Origin of the sequence: Paenibacillus sp. FSL R7-0189, from assembly GCF_037969925.1 — a bacterium.
Taxonomy (GTDB): Bacteria; Bacillota; Bacilli; order Paenibacillales; family Paenibacillaceae; genus Paenibacillus_AQ; species Paenibacillus_AQ odorifer.
Genome location: NZ_CP150223.1, coordinates 4190517 through 4206265 on the forward strand (window position 1 = coordinate 4190517; position 15749 = coordinate 4206265).

The 15749-nt window shown below is 47.8% G+C and carries 8 protein-coding genes and 2 pseudogenes; 7 read left to right on the plus strand and 3 right to left on the minus strand.

Annotation, left to right across the window (positions count from 1 at the left end):
- The first annotated feature begins 156 nt into the window (after window positions 1-156).
- The 6 genes from MKY63_RS18220 to MKY63_RS18245 all read left to right on the plus strand — a co-directional run bounded on the left by MKY63_RS18220 (window position 157) and on the right by MKY63_RS18245 (window position 11538).
- A complete protein-coding gene (locus MKY63_RS18220; RefSeq protein WP_081386852.1) occupies window positions 157-1500 on the plus strand; it encodes an ABC transporter substrate-binding protein in 1344 nt (447 codons plus the stop codon).
- Between the two features lie 65 nt (window positions 1501-1565).
- Window positions 1566-2471, plus strand: coding sequence for a sugar ABC transporter permease (locus MKY63_RS18225; RefSeq protein WP_076222834.1), 906 nt, complete (start codon window positions 1566-1568; stop codon window positions 2469-2471).
- Window positions 2472-2476: 5 nt separating this feature from the next.
- A complete protein-coding gene (locus MKY63_RS18230; protein WP_076222832.1) occupies window positions 2477-3325 on the plus strand; it encodes a carbohydrate ABC transporter permease in 849 nt (282 codons plus the stop codon).
- A gap of 4 nt (window positions 3326-3329) precedes the next feature.
- Window positions 3330-6119, plus strand: a complete 2790-nt coding sequence (locus MKY63_RS18235) for a glycoside hydrolase family 2 TIM barrel-domain containing protein (RefSeq protein WP_143760454.1) — start codon at window positions 3330-3332, stop codon at window positions 6117-6119.
- Between the two features lie 41 nt (window positions 6120-6160).
- The gene (locus tag MKY63_RS18240) at window positions 6161-8257 is read left to right on the plus strand and encodes a glycosyl hydrolase 115 family protein (protein WP_339809499.1); all 2097 of its coding nucleotides are present in this window, start codon (window positions 6161-6163) and stop codon (window positions 8255-8257) included.
- A 44-nt stretch (window positions 8258-8301) separates the two neighbouring features.
- Window positions 8302-11538, plus strand: a complete 3237-nt coding sequence (locus MKY63_RS18245) for a glycoside hydrolase family 2 (RefSeq protein ID WP_076222828.1) — start codon at window positions 8302-8304, stop codon at window positions 11536-11538.
- Window positions 11539-11758: 220 nt separating this feature from the next.
- Here MKY63_RS18245 and MKY63_RS18250 read toward each other — a convergent pair.
- Window positions 11759-11926: pseudogene (locus MKY63_RS18250) on the minus strand (transposase); the annotation flags it as partial.
- Between the two features lie 164 nt (window positions 11927-12090).
- Between MKY63_RS18250 and MKY63_RS18255 the strand changes: the two are divergent.
- Window positions 12091-12186, plus strand: a pseudogene (locus tag MKY63_RS18255) (IS5/IS1182 family transposase); the annotation flags it as partial.
- A gap of 31 nt (window positions 12187-12217) precedes the next feature.
- Here MKY63_RS18255 and MKY63_RS18260 read toward each other — a convergent pair.
- The gene (locus tag MKY63_RS18260) at window positions 12218-13000 is read right to left on the minus strand and encodes an MBL fold metallo-hydrolase (protein WP_076222826.1); all 783 of its coding nucleotides are present in this window, start codon (window positions 12998-13000) and stop codon (window positions 12218-12220) included.
- Window positions 13001-13202: 202 nt separating this feature from the next.
- Entirely contained in the window at window positions 13203-15716 is a 2514-nt protein-coding gene (locus tag MKY63_RS18265; protein WP_076222825.1) for an excinuclease ABC subunit UvrA, read from the minus strand.
- Window positions 15717-15749 lie beyond the last annotated feature (33 nt).

Here is a 15749-nt window from a genome sequence, read left to right on the forward strand (position 1 = left end):
TGCAAAACCTCGATTTAGTTCAAGAAAAACCTCTGTTTTTTCCATGTTGGAGATTAGCAAAGAGATGTATTTTAAATATAGAGACGGTTTGTACCTATCCGGGCCCGGACAACACAAATACGTTCACCAATACAACAATTAGAGGGGCGCTAACTAATGAAGAGACGCTTTTCCATGACGATGATCCTGGCAGTGGCCTGTATCCTTGCTCTTGCCGGATGTTCAGGAGGCAACTCGGCTGAGCCAAGCGGAACAACACAACCTACACAAGAAACAGGCAGCAGCGGTACGCAGGAAGCAGGAGGCAATCTCCGTGTGATCTGGTGGGGAAATCAGGATCGGCATAATTTAACGTCCGAGGTTCTCGACCTCTACTCCAAAGCCAATCCTGGAGTAACCTTCACGCCGGAATATCAGGGATTCGACGGGTATTACCAAAAGCTCACGCTCCTTGCCGCTTCCAACAATATGCCTGATATTTTTCAGTTTTATGTAGGCGCCAGCGATGCGAATCAGTTTGTTGATAAAGGGCTGGTTGAGCCATTGGACGCTTATATCGAGAAAGGTCTGATTGATGTTTCGGAGATTGGGGAAAGCACGCTGTCCGGCGGTATAGGCTCGGACGGCAAGATGTATGGGATTCCTCTCGGTGTCAATGCCAGAGTCATGATCGTTGACCCTGCTGCTTATGAAAAAGCGGGCCTGACCGTTCCTGAAAACGGTTACGCGAACTGGGAAGCGCTGTATGAAGATTTGAAAAAGCTGAAGGAGATCACCGGTGCATATGGGGCAGACGACCTATTCAACATCGCCTTCACTTTGCCTTATTATGCCCGACAGTTTGATCAGACCGTAAATGCTGAGGATACAGGAATCGGTTTTGATGAAAAATTATACACTGATTTCTTTACTTACCGTCAGGAATGGGCTAAGGAAGGCCTTATTCCGAAGATGGACGCCTCCATGTCAGTAAAAAATCCGGAGGAGTCGTTCCTCGTGAAGGGCCAATCTGCTGTGATGGTTGGTTATACAAACCAGTATCCCGGAATTGTAAAAGCGGCAGCACGTCCGCTTAAGATGATTCTTATGCCTGGACCGAATTCTGAGAAGGCAATGGATGTACGGCCGGGTCTGCATTTCTCCATCGCTGCCAATTCCGCCAACAAAGAAACAGCGGCAAAGTTTATCAGTTACTTCATTAACGATGTTGAAGCGAACAAAGTGCTGAATGCGAACCGAGGGATGCCGATTTCAAGTACCGTACGCGCTGCCTTAATGGAACAGTTCGAGCCTGAAATGAAGGATGTAGCCGATTATATGGAAACTGTAGCTGAGCATAGCAGCCCGCTCGACCTGCCAGCTCCGGCCGGGGCTACGGAAATCGATACGCTCATGGTTGATCTGGAACAGCAGATTATGTACGATCAGATTTCGATCCAGGATGCATATGAGAAGCTGCAGAAGGATGCCGCAGCTATAGTGGCCAAGCATAAGCAGTGACAAACAAAGCGGCCGGCTCTTGATTACGATTAAGCAGCCGGCCGTAGATAGGTGTGGTGAAGATAATGGCACAGAAAGTCGCAAAAGCAGGCGGTTATGAGAACAGAGTCGGCTATCTATTTATTTTACCTTGGATTATTGGCTTTATCGCGTTTACGGCCATTCCGTTCGTGGCATTGTTCTACTTCTCCTTTACGAATTACGACCTCATATCGACACCCAAGTGGATCGGGCTGGATAATTTTATCCGCATGTTCACCGTGGACGAGAAATTCGTAACCAGTCTTAAAGTCACGTTCTTCTATGTTCTGACAGCGATCCCGCTTCGTCTCATCTTCGCTTTGTTCATTGCCATGCTGCTGAATATGAAGATTAAGCTTGTGGGACTATACCGAACCGCCTTCTACGTACCATCCATTATCGGAGGCAGTGTAGCTGTGGCGGTTATGTGGGGCCAGCTGTTTGGACTAAACGGGGCTGTCAACGGAATCATTGGAGTTTTAACCGGCACCACCCCGAACACATCATGGATTGCCAATCCCGATACGGCGCTGTGGACACTCATCCTGATGGCCATTTGGCAATTCGGTTCCCCCATGATTATTTTTCTTGCCGGGCTGAAGAACATTCCGGATTCCTATTATGAAGCGGCGGTAGTTGACGGCGCGAATGCGTTTCACCGGTTTGTAAAAATCACGCTTCCTTTGCTGACTCCGGTCATCCTGTTCAATCTTGTAATGCAAATCATCGGCGGATTTATGACGTTTACACAGGGACTTATCATTACGTCAGGCGGACCGCTGGACCGGACCTTGTTCTACCAGCTCTATGTGTACCGTCAGGGCTTTGAATTCCTGGATATGGGATATGCTGCGGCGCTGTCCTGCTTCTTGCTGGTAATTGTTGCGGTACTGACCGCGCTTGTCTTTAAATCGTCGTCCTCATGGGTACATTACGAGTCGAAAGGATAGTCATTATGATACAAATTTCAAAGTTTAGTGTGGGTAAGCTGACGATCCAGCTAGTGTGTCTCATCATCGGGATCGTCTCGCTATACCCGCTGGTCTGGATGATCACCAGCTCGTTTAAGGAGAGCTCCCAAGTTTTTGTGAGTGCGCAATCTCTGATCCCTAGAAGCTGGGACTTCAGCAATTATACAACCGGATGGCAGGGGTTTGCGGGAATCACCTTCGGGACATTTTTCAAAAATACAATCATTATCGTATGTTCAGTGGTAGTGGGAACCCTTGTCTCCTGTTCGTTGATTGCTTACGGATTCGCGAGAATACCGTTTAAGCTGAAGGGCTTCTGGTTCGGAACCGTGATGCTGACTCTGCTGCTGCCGGGACAGATTGTGCAAATTCCGCAGTATATTATTTTTCATAAAATGGGTTGGGTCAATACATTCCTGCCCTTGATTGTCCCGGCATTTTTCGGATCTGCCTTCTTTATCTTCCTGCTCTTGCAGTTCATCCGCACCATTCCTTACGAGCTGGATGAAGCGGCCAAAATCGACGGCTGCAGCCGGTTCGGCATCTTCTCACGGGTCATTCTGCCGCTGATTAAGCCGGCTTTGGTGACAACCGCCATCTTCGAATTTTATTGGTCCTGGGACAATTTCTTCGGCGCGCTGATTTATTTAGGCAAACCGCAGTTGTATACGATCAGTGTTGCACTCCGTCTGTTCGCAGATCCGAGCTCCGGTACGGATTGGTCAGCCATGTTTGCAATGGCTACATTATCGCTTATTCCGCCTATCCTTATCTTCTTTGTATTCCAGCGTTATATCGTAGAAGGTATTAGCACGACGGGATTGAAAGGATGAGTGGATGATGAATAGCAGGCAAATAATAGGTTTGAACGGCAGCTGGAGCGCCACGCTGGAAGACTGGAATGAACCGGGAAAGACCATATCCAGGGAAATTACATTACCAGGAACGCTTGATGAGCATGGGCTGGGGCCTGTACCGGACACTTCCTCTGAGCATCTGACCCGTAAGCATGCGTATGAAGGGCGTGCCCGTTACGAACGCCGGGTGATGATTCCAGAGGAATGGCGGGACAAAGTGCTTTTCTTCGGAATGGAGCGGACGCGGGAAACGGAGCTTTGGATCGACGGGGTACAGGTAGGACGCAGCAACACGTTGTCCACACCTCAGCTGTATAATGTGAGCGGTTATCTTGAGCCGGGACCACATGTTCTCTCGGTCATCGTGGATAACAGCTCCGGAATTATGGGCTGGAGAAGTATCCGCAACTCGCATATGGCGACGGATCATACCCAGACGAACTGGAACGGTATCCTTGGAGCCATCGAGCTTACCGCAACCGATCCGCTGCGGATCGGGCAGCTTCGCCTATATCCTCAACAGGGAGGAACGGTTAAAGGCAGAGTTGCGGTAAGCAAACCGGACCAGGGCTTTGCGGACGGATATGTGTCCATCCAGGTCCAGGATTCTGCCGGTCAGAAGCTGTACGATAGCGGGAGAATTCCTTTCCAGCTTGAAACGGATTCCTCAGGTGGAGAAATTCCGTTTCTGATCCCTGCAACCGATGCTTTACAGTTATGGGATGAATTTAACCCTAACATATACACGGTACATGCTGTGCTGGAGGGAAAGTACCAGGACCGGTCAAATGAAGATGAATTCACCGTTCCTCTGGGAATTCGGACTTTTGGTGTATCAGGAACCCAATTTATAGTGAATGGCAACAAGACGTTCCTGCGTGGCAAACATGATGGCTGTGTATTCCCGTTAACGGGATATGCCCCTATGGTTAAGGAGTCCTGGCTTCAGGTTTTCCGGACGGCAAAGGCTTACGGTATTAACCATTATCGGTTTCATTCATGGTGTCCGCCGCAGGCCGCTTTTGAAGCAGCCGACGAGACAGGCATTTATTTGCAGCCGGAGCTTCCGTTTTGGGACCCCGGGATGGCGTTTCAGAATGATGAGGAGTGGGGCTATTTCTCGGATGAGGCCTTCCGGATTATTGAAGCATATGGCAACCATCCGTCATTTGTCATGTTTGCCTGGGGGAATGAGCTGTCGGGTTCGATGGAACGGATGGAGGCGCTCGTAGAGAAGGCCCGCGGTTGGGACCCAGGCAAACTATATGCTATCGGCTCCAATAATTTTTTCCTCCAGGCGGGGTTGCCTGGCAACTCGGATTACTGGACCACCTTCTGGACCGAAGGGGTCTGGAATGTGAAGAAGGCAGGATACGGAGGGAAGCATGTCCGCGGAGCGACACCGCATCCGACACGCGGGTTTATTAACAACAGTCCCCCTTCAGGCCGGAAGGATTACCACGAAGAAATCCGGGGGGTTCCGGTCCCAGTGATCGGGCATGAAGTCGGACAATTTCAGGTTTACCCCGATTTCAGGGAGATTGACAAATACCTGGGGGTGCTGGAGCCGGGACATCTTATAGGATTCCGCAATCTGGCGGCTGCTTCTGGACTGCTCCAGCAGGCAGATGAGCTCCATGCCGCTTCTGGACAGCTTGCCGCTCTATGCTACCGCGAGGAGATTGAGGCGGCTCTGCGGACCCCGAGGATGGCCGGTTTTCAACTGCTGGATTTGCAGGATTTCCCCGGCCAGGGTGGAGCCTTGGTCGGCATGTTGGATGCTTTTATGGAATCCAAGGGGATTGTTGTTCCTGAGGAATGGCGGCGTTTCTGCTGCGAAGTGGTTCCTCTCGCCCGGCTTCATCGGTATGTGTGGACCGAAGGCGAAAGTATTCTGGGGCAGATAGAGATTGCAAATTATGGGCCGGGCCCGCTTACGGATGTCGAAGTAGTCTGGTCGATCACTGATGGTTGTGGCCGTACGATCGGAGAAGGGAGTTATCCGGCAGCCACCATTCCCCAAGGCGAGCTGTGGCTCGCCGGGGAGCTTGAATACCGGATTCCCGCAATGACACAAGCGGACAACTGGACACTTCAAATCAACATTGCCGGAACGCCCTACAGCAACGAATATAGGCTGTGGGTATACCCGGATGACGCCGGGGTACAGATTCCCTCCTCGGTTGTGGTATCGGATGCTTTTGACGCGGATACGCGGCGTGAACTGCAGAGCGGCAGGAATGTGCTACTGATTCCTCCGGCGGGCGGGTCGTTTGGTAACGGTCCTGTTGGAACGTTCATTCCCGACTTCTGGTGTTATCCCATGTTCAAGAAGTACGATCCTCCCGGAACGTTAGGCATCTATTGTGCTGCCGATCATCCGGCGCTGGCGGAATTTCCGACGTCTTCGCATGCAGAGTGGCACTGGTGGCACTTGATGAGGCATTCCCGGGCCATGGTGCTGGACAATACTTCAACGGAATACCGGCCCATCGTTCAGGTGATCGATAATGTGGCGAGACAGCATAAGCTCGGTGTTGTTTTCGAAGCAAAGGTGGGAAACGGACAGCTGCTGATTTGTTCCATCGACCTTTGGAGTCAGCAGGACCGGCCGGAAGCCAGGCAGTTTATGCGTTCATTGCTGAACTATTGCGCTTCGGACCGTTTCGCTCCCGCAGAGGAATGGACGGAGGCGTTCACGGACAGCTTGTTCGTCACCAAAGAAATATCCGAGGTTGCCGCCAATCCGAATGCGGATAACTACGGGTAACAGGAATGCAGAAGAAACTTTGAATGAAGGAGAACAGGAACATGAAGATGAACGGTTCTGCAGATGTACTGCGGTTAAAGGGACAACTGCGGATTCAGATTCCCGGGGAGCCTTCTGCGCCGGTCCGGCACGTTCTTCGTATGCTGGCCCGGGATGTGGAAACAGTATTGGGCGACAGCCCTCAACTCGTCACAGGGACCAAGGAACGGTCGGACCTTCAGATTCGCTATGCCACAGCTCTGGATGAGAGAGTACAGCGTCCGGAATCCTATGCATTTTATTTTCACCCGGAGGATAGCAAGGGGCGGATGAGCATTGCCGGTTATGATGACCTTGGACTTGTCTATGGTATCCTGGAATTCAGTCGCAGGTTCTTGGGCATCGAGCCCTTCTGGTTCTGGGCAGACCAGCCGATTGCCCGGCGGGAAGAGATTGAGATTCCTTGCGAAGCTTATCACTCTCCGCCGCCCAAGGTGCGCTTCCGCGGCTGGTTCGTCAACGATGAGGTCTGTCTGATTGGCTGGAAGGAGCCGTATCCTCCTGGGCGTGAGGTGTGGGAACCGGTATTTGAAGCGCTGCTGCGCTGCGGAGGCAATATGGTCATTCCGGGCACGGATCTGCCGCGGCAAGGCATTCACTACGAGGTGGCCGCTGAGATGGGCTTGTGGTTAACGCATCATCATGCCGAGCCGCTCGGCGCGGAGATGTTCCTGCGGGCGTATCCCGGCAAACAAGCTAGCTACCAGGAGCATCCGGAGTTGTTCGAAGCGTTATGGGCAGAGGCAATTGAGCAGCAAAAAGATAAGAAGGTCGTCTGGGTACTTTCCTTCAGAGGACAAGGAGATCAGCCTTTCTGGGAACTGGACCCCTACTTCGACACGGCTGAGAAACGCGGCGCAATGATCGCGCAGGTGATCCGGAAACAGTACGACATGATCAGAAGCGCCGTCCAGAATCCGGTGTGCAGCGTAGCTTTGTACGGAGAAATTGCCGAACTGTATAAAGGCGGATATATTAAACTTCCTGATGATGTCATCAAGGTATGGGCGGATAACGGATATGGCAAAATGGTCTCGCGCAGGCACGGTAATCTGAACCAGCGCGTGTCTTCTCTCCCGGAAGCGCATGACCTGGGGCCACACGGGATTTATTATCACGTGACGTTTCATGATCTGCAGGCTTCCAACCATCTTACAATGTATCCGGGGCCTGCTGCCTTCCTGAAACAAGAGGTGGAAGCAGCGTTCGAGTCCGGTGCAGACGAGTATGTGCTGCTGAATTGCGGAAACATCAGGCCGCATGTTTATACGCTAGATATTATCCGGGAACTGTGGAGCTCTGGAAGCATCAATGTTAATGGGCATTTGCGGCAATTCGTTGGCTGTTATTATTCAGATCACCATGAGGATTTGGCAGCACTATATCGTAGTTATGCTGATGCGGCCATTGTGTACGGTACACATAACGACGACCTGGCTGGCGACGAATATTATCATCACCCGGCACGCAAAATCATCGGACACTGGCTGACTGGACAAGGCGAACAGCCGCTTTCGCAATTGGTGTGGGCGGTGGGGGAAGCGCCATTCTCAGAGCAGGTAAGCAGGTTCGAGGAAAAACTGGCATCCGGAGCCAAGACTTGGAGAACATGGCTTGACCACTGTGATGAAACCATCGGTAAGCTTGGTCCGGAAGACAAACAAAGAGCGCATGATCATTTGCGCTTTCACGGAGCTATCCATCTGTCAGGCTGTGAGGGCTTTTACTGGCTGTGCCGTTCTTACGATGCCTACCGCAAGGAACAGTATCCGCAGGCTTTTGTCCATGCTTCGGAATCGCTGTGGTCTTACCGGGAAGGGCTTGATGTGCTGCGCCAGTCCGAGCACGGCATATGGAAGGATTTCTACCGGGCGAACTGGCTGACCAATATGGAGAACACAATCTACAATGTGGATACTCTAAGGCGTTATCTCCGCATGCACGGCGACAGCCCGGATTTCTTCCTGTGGTATAAAGCTTATCTGATGCCGGAAACGGAGAAGTATATTTATCTCGAGAATACGCACCGTGAGCCGCTGTCAGATGATGATCTGGGCTTGCGTTTGAAGGATCATTTTGGGGAAGAAGGAAATGAATGAAGCGGCGGCTGAATGTTCAATTTTAATGTCAAGGAGCGAGCAGCATGAATAACGAAATCAATTGGCCCCGGCCCTGCCTCAACCCTCTGCCGCATCGGATAAGTAACACGGAAAAGTTCCTGGTAAGCCTTTGCGGGGGAGACTGGAAATTAAATTTATCCCCTGCGGAAGACTTTTTTGATCCAGCCGCAGACCTTTCCGGTTGGTCAAATACCTCTGTTCCTCTGCAAATTGATGCGGGTGAAGAGGAGTACGCATATGCACGCGAGTTATACATTCCTGCAGAATGGGAGCAGAACAGAATTTTTCTGCGTTTTGACGGAGCTAACTGTTATGCGCGTGTGTTCATCGACGGCAGTTTTGTTCGCGATCATTATGGAGGTTTTGTCACATGGGATTGTGACATTACCGATTACATCCTTCCCGGACAGGCACACCGTCTTGTAGTAGGGATTACCGATAAGTCATCTGAGGTGAATCCGTTTCATCGGGGAGGGCTGATCCGTGAAGTGACTCTCTACACCGTGCCTCAGACCTATCTTGCCCGTCTACATGCCGAGACTGTGTTTGACGGAAACTATTCAGATGCAACTCTTACCGTCTCAACTATAATTGCAGGAGGAAACGGAACAGTGGAGCTAATGCTGACTTCTCCAGACGGCGAGGAACTGCCGCTTCCGCCTCTTGCCGGGAACGCTGGAATTGACTTGTCCGGCACTTATCCCATCACAGGTCCACTGAAATGGGACAGTGAGCATCCTTATCTGTATACCCTTACAGCTTCGGTAATCACAGAAGAGGGTTGTGTTGAAGTAGTTGTCAAGAAAATAGGTTTCCGTCAGATTGAACGCAGAGGAAACGAAGTGTTTGTTAACGGGCAACTGCTTAAGCTTCGAGGTATCAATCGTCACGACATTCATCCTGTAACGGGCAGAGCACTTCCCCGAGTGCTGATGGAGGAAGATGTACGTCTGTTTAAGGAAGCCAATATTAACTTTATCCGTACAAGCCATTATCCGCCCAGTCCCTATTTTTTAGATTTGTGCGATCAATATGGCATGTATGTAGAAGATGAAATTGCGGTGTCTTTCCTGGGCTATGGCACTTGGTATAGCCAGAGTGACCCTGAGTTTATCTCTTGTTTTATGGGACAGTTTGCGGAAATGATTGAACGGGACCGCTCTCACCCCAGTGTAATCATCTGGTCACTGGCCAACGAGAGTTATTGGGGAGACAATCTGGCACTGATGAACGCATATGCCCACAAGGAAGACCCAGGTCGCTTAACTATCTTCAGTTATCCCCTTACGCAAATGGAAGATGACCTTCCGGTGGATATCTGGAGTGTGCATTATGATAGATGGGACAGAGATCTTGCCGATTTAACGGATTGCTTCCGCCGGAGTCACCGTGAGCCAGGCGACTGGCCGGTGCTTCACGATGAATCGACTCATATTCCTTGCTATAACCGAAGAGAGCTTCAGCGGGACCCGGGAGCCCGCGATTTCTGGGGGGAGACCATTTACCGGTTTTGGGACAGACTGTGGAAGACCGACGGGGCTTTGGGGTGTGCTATTTGGGCAGGGGTTGATGATATTTGGGTGAAGGACGAGAATTCATTCACTTTTCCCTGGGGAATTATTGACGGCTGGCGGCGAACAAAACCGGAATATTGGCATACCCGCAAAGGATATTCTCCGATTGTTCTGTTAGGTGAACCTGAGAGTCAGAACGGCCATATCGTCCAAATGGTTCAGAACCGGTTCAATCATACCTGTCTAAGTGAAATTCGCATCGGCTGGAAACTGGAAGGAGAGTATGGAGAAATCCAGGGACCGGCCATCTCCCCCCGGGGCGAAGGCTTGCTGGTTATCCCATCCCCTTTCCGGCCGGGGGCGAAGCTGGAACTGACCTTTACCGATCCTTTCGGATATCAGGTGGACGAAGCCATGTATTTGCTGGATGCGCAGCCGGTCCGGCTGCCTTGTCTAAGTGGGGGAGAACCCACCATTGAATGGAGAGAGAAGTTTGTGCGGATTAGCGGACTGAACTTCTCTTTGTCATTTTCGGTCGAGACCGGATTAATCACCGAAGGATACCATGGGAATACGCTGTTGCTCACCGGAGGACCATTCCTGACCTTGACTGGATTGGAACTTCGCCCGTGGAAGCTAGAATCTATGGATGTCTGTCCGGCTGAAGGCAATGCCAGGATTACATTGAATGGCTCTTATGGAGAAGTACAGGTATGCTTTGTAATATCTGTGGATGCATCCGGACTTATGGAAACCGTCTATAAGGTTAAGAATATGCCTTATGCAAGTCCCTGGGAAATTGCTATTGGCAGCGGTATTACGTCCCATTCCGGCGGGTATGACGAGGTTGGAGTCTCGTTTACTGTATCTGGGGATTTGAATACCTTGAGCTGGAGGAAAATGGGCTTGTGGAATGTTTATCCAGACTCGCACCTGGCCCGTCTGGAGGGGACTACGGCCAAGTTCAATCCAGAAGGGTTGAACCACATCGCCAGTCCTCCTGGCTGGGACTGGCGGATGGATGAGAAAGACACAGCTCTTTTCGGCAAATATGATATAGGCCGCCGGGGCACCCGCGATTTTGCAAGCATGAAGCCATCTATTGTCTATGCCACTATCGGGAATGACAGCTCGGCTTTTACCGCGCTTTCTGACGGGAGTGATTCTGTACGGATGGAGGTGGACTTCAAGCCGGAGCATATCATATCAGACCAGCATTCAGCTATCGTATACAAAGGCAGATGGTTCAGGCAGGACACCAGACACCGTAGTCTGGGAGGAACCGAGATGTGGTCCAAAACAGCGGGGGATAGCTGTGAATATACGTTTACGGGGACCGGAATTGCCTGGATTTCCAGTCTGGACCGGATTTGCGGCATAGCCAGAGTGTATATTGATGGCGAGCTCAAAGACGCCCAGATTGATTTAGGGGTTAGTCGCGCCGGTAAAAACGCCCGCGGCTACACAAAATATTACCGTCAATTGGTATACTCCATTCAGGACTTGCCTATGGGCAAGCACATCCTTCGCATTGAGGTGACAGGCGAAAAGGCAGCTGGCTCAAACAACAGTTACGTGAATATCGATCATTTTCTTGTGATGGATGGAAATGAGATCGGAGATACCCGGTTTGTGATCAACAGCGAGTTCAATTATCCGGAGCTCTCCTGGGGAGACTATACCAAACCTCCAATTGTCGTCTCGTCCGGATATAAACGCTGTATTTACACCAAACTTGGGCGATAATGCTGGGCTTATGAAGCGTATAGGACTTTTTTCGAATTTAAAAGAAGGCTGGAAGAAAGTAAGGAAGATCCATTCATAAGCGCATATTTTACCAATGAAGAATCTTTATGTGCGTCGAAGTCACTTGTTTGCGGTTGTTTTGATCTTAATCGAGGATATTTTTTGCCGGAAGTTGTACTTCCGGCATTTTGTATTTTTAACACATGAATTTAAGCAAGTGGTTCAGGCATTGAATCGTCAGAACACTGAGTTCAATTTCTGCGATATTCAACCAGCTGCCATGCTTAGGGGTGTAATGGATTTCCAACCGTTCTGCCAAGGCTAATGCGTGTTCAGGTGTAAAGGTTTCATACAAGGACAAGATCGTATGGGTATTCAAGTTGTCCACACCAGCCGAACCCGTTCGATCCATTCGCGTTCTTTCGGTCATATTCTTGACGACAAAGCCTATGGCTCCGAAGCGATTCGGAATTGGATTACAGCTAAGCAGGCATCCAACACCATCCCGCCTAAGCGAATAGTCCAAACCCATGGAACGTCGATTGGTATCGGTATAAAGAACGCCACTTAGTGGAGTGCTTTTTCAATAAAATTAAACACTTTCGCCATGTGGCTACTCGTTACGACAAGTTGGCCAAGTCATTCTAAATTGACTCAATGAAGAGTTTTCAGACACGACCTAGTACTCTAATTTCTCCCCATCTTCCGGAACTGAAAACTTTGCGTCAAATCCGTGCTCTCTTGCAAAGTCTTTTAACTCTTTACGTGTTAGATAAGCATGATTAACTGCCTCCATATGGGTTGCAAACAATTCAGCTTCTGGAAGAGTTTGATGTACTTTTAATACACCTTCTGCCCCCATAATTAACGGCCCACCAATTTCAAATTGATTGTTACCTGCGTTAATAATTACAACATCCGGCTGATATTTTTGTAGATTTTTCTCCACTTCGTCATACCAAACGGTATCACCTAATAAATAAACAGTCTTCTCACTTTCATGCTTAAAGACAACACCGCAAGCAGGACCTGATATTGCTAGCATCTCGTCAACACTTGCGTGTTTTCCATTGGTATGAGTTAAAGAAATTCCCTCAAAATGTGTCTTATCACCTATTACATAAACATTCTTAAACCCTTGCTCACGAAGTGTAGTTGCATCATCTTCATTTTGCGAAAATAAAGGAATTTGTTTATGTATTTGTTCACTTGCCGCAGGATCCCAGTGATCTGGATGCAAATGCGTTACAATCAATGCATCCACGCCTTCTAGAATTTCATTAACTGACATTGGCAATTCAGTTAGAGGATTACTCTCCAAATTTCCAGACATAGGCATCGGTGCATGTGGTGGTGCAAATGGAGGAATTTCACCTTTTTTAGAGAGCATAGGATCTATTAAAAAGATTTTTTTACCATACTTTATTTTTAACGTTGCATTCCTGATTTGTGTAATATACATCGAAAATCCTCCTTTAAATTTATCAAGTTATTTGAGCTCTGTAACTTCCCAATTTGAATCAAAGTACCACTTGCTCATTCTTAATAACCTAATCGGTTTATATTATAATTTTATCGTGTAATAAAAAATCATTACATTATTAAAAAAGGAAAACAGCCAAATTACTTTAATATCTAAAGAATGTAGGAACGATATAATTGATTCATGCAAGATAATTCTTCATATATTTTCCAGTAACACTGGATGTTGTTCTGCAAATTTGTTCTACAGAACCATTTGCCATTAATTGACCTCCATAGCGTCCCCCATTTGGCCCCATATCAACAATGTAGTCAGCATTAGCGATCACATCTAAGTCATGCTCAATTACAATTACTGTTGCTTTACTTTGCACCAATTTATCTAATACACCCACTAATGTAGCAACATCTCGAGGATGCAATCCAATACTTGGTTCATCAAAGATAAATAAGTAGTTTGCTTGTTTTTTCTCTAAATAGTAAGTCAGCTTTAATCGTTGTGCTTCTCCACCAGAAAGTGCTGGCGTGCTTTCGCCTAGATGTAGATAACCAAGACCTAATTCATTTAAAACTTTCAATGTTTTAGAGATACTGGATTGATTTTCAAAGAAAGATTGTGCTTCTGCAACCGTCAATTCCAGTACTTCCGCAATATTCTTTCCTTGCAAAGTAACATCTAATATTTCATCTTTATATCGTTTGCCCTGACATTGTGGACAGACTTCAACAATATCTGGTAAGTACTGAATATCTAGATTTACACTTCCTGTACCCTCACAATAAGTACAAGCTCCTGAATTGTTATTATAGGAAAAATCAGTTGCCTTGAATGCATGTGTCTGATCCGCTTCCGTTTCAAAGAGTTTGCGCAGCTTGTCCATAATTTTAGAGTAAGTGGATACTGTAGAACGAATATTTTTCCCAATTGGATTTGAGTCAATTTCTACGACTTGCTTGATCTTTCCTTCGCCTGTTAACGCAACATGGTCGGGAAGTTTTTCCTTTGCCAATCTGGCTTTCATAGCGGGGACGAGACTGTCTAATACTAATGTGGTCTTGCCTGATCCTGAAATCCCTGTCACAACATTGAGACCGTTCAATACAAACTCCGCACGAACCTCATGAATATTGTTTTTACCTTTAACTGTAACTATCATCTTATCCAGCTGGTTAGCATCTTGAATGTTACGAACAACAAGCTCTGCTGATTTATTTAAGTAAGCAGCAATAACCGACTGATCATTAGTAGATAGTTCACTTGGAGTTCCTGCACCTATAACTTCTCCACCATCTTCACCAGATAAAGGCCCTATTTCAATCAAATAGTCCGCTGCTTCTAAGATGGCCACATCATGATCAACGACGAGAACCGAATTACCTTGTCTAATAATCTGCCGAATAATCTGTATTAAAGCTTGCACATTTTCTGCATGGAGACCAACACTTGGTTCGTCCAAAACATATAAAATCCCTGTCATTTGATTGCGAATCGTACGAGCTAGTTGAATTCTCTGCAATTCTCCTGTTGAGAGGCCGTTCCCTGCTCTATCTAAAGTTAAATAATCCAGACCTAGCGCGACAATTGGTTCTATAAGTTCTCTCAACTCTTTTGAAAGTTGTTCAGCCATATTTTTCATTTCGGCAGGTACCCAGCTAACTAATTTATCTGAAAACTCTTCTAGCTGTAATAAATCATAATGGCTGACTTCTGCAATATTTTTGCCCATAATAAGCGTCGAAAATAGTTCGGGATTATAGCGAGTTCCATGACATCTGGAACAACACCCTACATCATAAAACCGATTTAATCGCTTGATGGTATTTTCATTTTTGGCAGTATTAAAGCTGTTTTCTACTGCTACAAAAGCGTTTTCGTACTTGGCATTAAGTTCAAAAGATTTCCCAGTTGAAGTTGGAACCACAATGACTCGTTTTACTTCTGGTCCATGAAGAACAATTTCTTTCTCTTTATCCGTTAGTTCTTTAAAGGGAAGATCTAAGCGAACACCTTGCTGTTCCGCTAGTAAATGCATATGCGTTCTGCCCGGTAAACGCCAGGATGCCACGGCACCTTCTTTAATAGTTAAATCAGGATTTGGAATAATCTTTTTTAACTGAATTTCTCTTGCTTCTCCTGTTCCTTGACAAGTTGAACAAGCTCCATCTGAATTGAATGCAAAGCTTTCCGCACCATAGACCATGAAAGGGACTTCGCACGTAGGGCAGTTAATAATCCCCATTCTTTCATCTGTCCCCATGAAATCCATGACTTCTGCTACTCGCAGTGTCGGCTCAAGACGATGTCCATTTGGACAAACATGAGAACCTAAACGTGAAAAAATCAACCGTAAAATGTTCAAGGTTTCGGTCAGCGTTCCCACTGTTGAGCGAATGCCGGGTGTGTCTGGTCGTTGGCGTAAGGCAATCGTTGAAGGGAGATTCTTAATTGCTTTCACATCTGAACGTCCCACCTGTTTAATACGACGCCGTGTGTATGTGGACAAGGCATTTAAGTATCGTCTTGTTCCTTCAGCATAGATCGTGTCCATCGCTAAAGACGATTTGCCTGATCCTGATACCCCAGTAATCGCAACTAAACGATTCAAAGGAATATCAATATTAATATTTTTCAAGTTATTCGCATTGGCTCCCTGTACATTGATATGCGTTGGAATATAGTTCATTTCATCCTGCATTGTTATAACCTCTTATCCGCTTTTTTATTGTCA